Annotated in this window: 4 protein-coding genes and 3 pseudogenes; 5 read left to right on the plus strand and 2 right to left on the minus strand. The window is 43.1% G+C overall.

The genetic code is table 11. The annotated features are described in order from the left end of the window. A pseudogene (locus tag BUB56_RS18885) lies at positions 1 to 317 on the minus strand (DDE-type integrase/transposase/recombinase); the annotation flags it as partial. 26 nt (positions 318 to 343) lie between these two features. On the opposite strand from BUB56_RS18885, the gene tnpB reads away from it, so the two are divergent. The 5 genes and pseudogenes from tnpB (at position 344) to BUB56_RS18900 (ending at position 4,458) form a co-directional block, all read left to right on the plus strand. Beyond that, positions 344 to 697, plus strand: coding sequence for an IS66 family insertion sequence element accessory protein TnpB (gene tnpB / locus BUB56_RS20465; RefSeq protein WP_110942798.1), 354 nt, complete (start codon positions 344 to 346; stop codon positions 695 to 697). Between the two features lie 171 nt (positions 698 to 868). Next, positions 869 to 2,137, plus strand: a pseudogene (tnpC, locus tag BUB56_RS18895) (IS66 family transposase); the annotation flags it as partial. A 21-nt stretch (positions 2,138 to 2,158) separates the two neighbouring features. Continuing rightward, positions 2,159 to 2,374, plus strand: a complete 216-nt coding sequence (locus tag BUB56_RS20245) for a transposase domain-containing protein (protein WP_330392704.1) — start codon at positions 2,159 to 2,161, stop codon at positions 2,372 to 2,374. Next, entirely contained in the window at positions 2,374 to 2,658 is a 285-nt protein-coding gene (locus BUB56_RS19615; protein ID WP_190014770.1) for a hypothetical protein, read from the plus strand. The genes BUB56_RS20245 and BUB56_RS19615 overlap by 1 nt, the downstream gene beginning before the upstream one ends. A 489-nt stretch (positions 2,659 to 3,147) precedes the next feature. Continuing rightward, a complete protein-coding gene (locus BUB56_RS18900) occupies positions 3,148 to 4,458 on the plus strand; it encodes an IS1380 family transposase (RefSeq protein WP_110942799.1) in 1,311 nt (436 codons plus the stop codon). A 224-nt stretch (positions 4,459 to 4,682) separates the two neighbouring features. Here the strand turns inward: BUB56_RS18900 and BUB56_RS18905 are convergent. After that, a pseudogene (locus BUB56_RS18905) lies at positions 4,683 to 5,010 on the minus strand (IS1634 family transposase); the annotation flags it as partial.

The following is a 5,010-nucleotide window of genomic DNA, read 5'->3' on the forward strand; positions in this document are numbered from 1 at the left end:
CAGTTATACCAGGTTTCTATATAATTAATAATGGCTATTTTAGCTTCTTCACGGGTTTTAAAACGCCTTCTATGAATTAAATCTTTCTTTAGTGTTGCAAAGAATGATTCCATGCAGGCATTATCATAACAGTCTCCCTTAGCACTCATACTTTGCCTTATTCCATTGTCTCTTAATTTATCTTGGTAATCATAGGCTGCATATTGCGACCCTCTATCTGAATGAAATATTAGTCCTTTAGCTGGTCTTTCGTGAGTAATAGCTTGGTCTAAGGCATTAAGCGTTAGTTGTTTAGTCATTCTGCTATCTAAAGCCCAGAAGTCTGCCGGGTGTTGATGTCGCTATGATAAGATGGAATGACAAACCTGTGTATCTTTGCTGCAGGTGCACGGATATGAGGAAATCTATCAATGGCCTGATGACGCTTGTGCAAGAGAGTTTTTCCCTTGACCCATTTGCGGACGCACTGTTTGTGTTCTGTAACCGGAACCGAAACAGGCTAAAAATCCTCGAATGGGGCGGAGACGGGTTCTGGCTGTACTTTAAGCGTTTGGAACGCGGGCGTTTTCGCTGGCCATCGGAAGGAGACTCTGGCACAATGCTTCTTGACGTAAATGAACTATCCTGTCTGATTGACGGCGCCAGGCTGGAAAAAAAGCTTGGGCGGAAGGAAGTTTTCGAGCGGCAAATTTCGTGAAAAACAACGTAAAAACATTATTCTAAATATGTCGAAAAGCTGGATTTTATGCGGGTTTTATGGTAATATTATCATATGGAGACGCGAGAAATTTCAGTAGAAAAACTACTTGGCATAATTGAAGAAAAGGATCGCAGGATTGCTGAATTAGAGCAACAAGTTCAATGGTTCATGGCACAAATCCGTCTTGCGAAGCATAGGCAATTTGGTGCATCAAGCGAGCAAACCAGCGTTGAACAAATAAACCTTTTCAACGAAGCGGAAGCGACTGCCGACTTGACTGCACCTGAGCCATTATTGACAAAAGTGAAGACGCATTATCGCAAAAGGACCCGCCTGACAACGGACAAGCTGCCAGAGGACCTGCCTGTCGAGGTAATTGAGCACGAGTTGCCGGAAAATGAACGTGTCTGCCCGGACTGCGGCGGCGAGTTGCATACAATGGACAGGGAAACCCGTGAGGAACTAAAGATTATTCCTGCGAAAGCGGTGATTGTACGGCATGTGCGGCACGTTTATTCATGCCGGAATTGCCAGGAGACTTCCGAGCACACGCCCATTGTGAAGGCGGACATGCCTGAACCTGTCATAAAAGGCGGATTTGCTTCTCCAGAAACGATCGCACATATTGCGTCACAGAAGTTTATGATGGCATCGCCATTATACCGGCAGGAGCAGGAATGGAAACAGAATGGTATCCTACTTTCACGACAGACCATGTCAAACTGGCTCATTAAAGCCTGTGAGGACTGGCTGGAACCGATATACGAGAAAATGAAGTTCCGATTATGCGGACACGATGTACTCCACGGGGACGAGACAGTTTTGCAGGTGCTGAAAGAACCGGGCAAGACGGCACAGTCAAAGAGTTACATGTGGCTGTTCCGTACAAGCGGGGAGGCAAAACACCAGATTATACTTTATGACTATCAACCCGACAGGAAGCATACACATCCAGTAGAATTTCTGAAGGGTTTTTCGGGTTATCTCCACGCCGACGGGTATGACGGGTATCACAAGCTGCCCGAAAACATCATTGTTGTCGGCTGCTGGGCCCACCTGCGGCGGAAATTTTTTGATGCGCTGAAAACCCTGCCAAAAGATAAGCAACCGGATTCCAATGCTGCAAAGGGAGTTGCTTATTGCGATAAACTGTTCTATTTTGAGAAACAGTTCGCCTTATTGACCCATGAAAATCGGCTTAAAGAACTTGAAAGGCTGTCCAGACCTCTGATAGATGAATTTTACGACTGGATTAGACACTTGAACGCCCTGCCCAATACCCTTCTTGGCAAAGCGGCGCATTATGCACAGTCCCAGCGCAAATATCTTGAAGGGTACCTGCTGGACGGGCGTTTGGAAATATAGAACAACCGTGCAGAGCGCAGTATTAAGCCCTTTGTTATCGGACGCAAGAACTGGCTTTTCAGCAACACGCCAAGCGGCGCGAGAGCCAGTGCAGTGTATTACAGCCTTGTTGAAACCGCAAGAGAAAACGGTCTGAACCCGTTTGAATATTTATCGTGGATTTTTACTCACGCCCCCAACCTTGGAAAACCGGGCTATGTATCCGTGATCGAAGATTTTTTGCCAGGCAGTGCGAAAATACCACCGAAGGTGTTTATACCGAAGCCGAAAGGAACAGAGCCTGAAAAATATGCCTGGGAGGAAGATTGATGAATTTCAAAAAGCATACGACATTTATGATTAATTTCATCTCGGATTTCGTAAATGGCGAATTAGAGCGTTATTTTTTTGATTTGGATTACTCTGCCTATGTGATAGAGCATTTTCCCCATATGGAGCTTGAGAACAGCAGATTAGCAGATAGGTTTACTTATACTATAGACCGGGCATATGAACGCGGAACTGCTCTTGGTCTGTCAGATGAAGAGTTTAGGGTTGAAATCTCCAATGCTCTTGATGAATGGTTGGGCAGGAAGAAGCCTGACATAATTTAAATGAACGGGTCTGACAGTATTTGACGCTTACAAAGCAAAAAAGACTATTAATTTCTGAAAAAATTGCTTCCATAGGCGATTGTTTCAGAAATATACCCTGCCGCCAAGGGGATAACAGCTTCATGCGGCATCTTTTTTGTATCCTCAAGGCACGTTGAGTGTGTAGTTCAGATAAAACGTGCCAGAAGCCGCATGAAATAAGGCTTTGCGGGGATTTAGATGAGCGGTCTTTGAAAGGAAAATAGGATGATAAAACGCATGGTTTTATTCAGCAAAAATGCAATATGAAGACAGCTTCTCAAAGCTATAATAAACCTGAATTATTCATGACAACGACAAATTTCTGCCGTAATCATTGATATTGCTTAGTTACTGCGATAGTACAATTTGCACCCATTGGGTGTTAAACAAAAAAATAGAAAAGAACCCGAATTTGTGTTAAAGTTTAGATGTCTAAGCCAAACTATTTCACAAAAAGGAGTTCTTTCTATGTCAAGTTTACAGCAAGGTTCACTAAATTTCAACAGAAGCTTTTCATTCAATTTTAAAGGTGGCAATCTTTCTTCCGATTCAGGTCTTTTGCTTGTCCGTTCATTCGTTGAAAAGCTGGGACTAAGGCCGCTTTTACAGGATTTTTTCAAGGATTCCATCGACAGACGCCACACTCATGCATCAATCATAGAACAACTTGTTTATACAACAATTACAGGCTACAAGTCTGATAATGCATCAGATCATCTCAGGCATGACCCTGTATTTACCGGGATACTTGATAAAGAATCCTTGGCGTCGCAGCCGACGATCTCAAGGTTTATCAACGCATTGGATGAGAAGGCTATCGAATATTTCAACCGATTGCCTGAAATCCTGTTTGAAAAAGCGAACCCTCCACGCTCGACAAAACATCTTGTGCTGGATCTTGATTCCACGCTGTTTGAGACATTCGGCAAACAAGAGCAAAGTGCCTACAACTTCCATTACAGCCCTTGCGGTTATCATCCGCTAATGCTCTTTAACGGTTTAAACGGCGACTTGATGAAAATGGAGCTTAGAAATGGCAGTATCTATATTTCAAAGAACATCAAGGAATTCCTGGAGCCTATTTTCAAATGGCTTGATAAAACATATCCCAAAGCTCAGATTCTTGTCAGGGCTGACAGCGGCTTTGCAACACCGCAGCTTTATGAACTATGCGAGGAATATGGCGCTGACTTTGTCATAAGGCTTAAATCAAATGCAACGCTTAAAAAATACGCCGATGAAACCCTACATAGCTTCATGGACATTTACGGCTCAGACTATACAAAGTGCCATGTCATGTATGAAGAGTTTCATTACAGGGCAAAAAGCTGGAAAACACCGCTGCGAGTCATTTGCCGTGTTGAAAGAGCCGCGGGAGAGCTTTTGCCAAGAGCAACTTTTATAGCAACTACTCTGAAGGCACAGCCCAAGGTGATTGTAAAAACCTACAACAAACGCGGCAACATGGAAAATTTCATCAAGGAAGCCAAAATAGATTTTTCAATGGATTCAGTAAGCCATTCGTCATTTATGGCTAATTCTGCAAAGAGTCTCATAAAGGCTCTAGCTTACAGCATTGTCAACATGATGAAGCGAACAGTTCTGCCTAAAGACAGGAAATCCAGCCGTATGCTTTCCATTAGGGCGGACCTGATAAAGATCGCCTGCAAGACAGCAACTTCGGCAAGAAGAATTGTGTTTAAGCTTTGCAGCAGCAGTCCGTTTAAAGAGACATTCTGCCAGATTATGAGCAACATAGAAAATCTGCGGCTTGCATAGCCAATTGCTTCAAATTTAGAATTATTTGCAACAACCAAGGGAGTAATCTGCCCATTTTCAGGATTTGTCCATACGCTTCACTGATGAAACATGAAAATTCATCATGGTTGTTGCAATTTCATCTAAAAAACCGTCTGAAATATGGAGATTTTTTATTGTCAAATTAGTTTTCAATGAAATCTAACATCGTATGAATAATTCAGGTTTAATTCAGAACTTTTAAATTATGATGCACCTCTGATGTAGATGTTCTCAGGAATCCCTAAATAGCGCAAAATTGTTTTGACGTTAGGAGCCAGCTCCTTGGTAAAACCCCGATGGATCTGACCGTCGATAGTTATTGAGACGGTTGCTACTGAGTAGAAGATTCTATAAATCGCCAACAATGAGGGTTTGGTCATTTTTACCTTTCCAGGTCCGATGATAAAGGCCTTCTCCTGGGCTAGCTCACGACGAACAACGTACTCAGCAATACTGAGCAGGAGCATCAACAGGATCATCAAATAGCCAATAGCCTCTACACGGCGTGGTGAATCTACATAAAGAGAGTTG

It is taken from the genome of Geosporobacter subterraneus DSM 17957 (assembly GCF_900142145.1).
Classification (GTDB): domain Bacteria; phylum Bacillota; class Clostridia; order Peptostreptococcales; family Thermotaleaceae; genus Geosporobacter; species Geosporobacter subterraneus.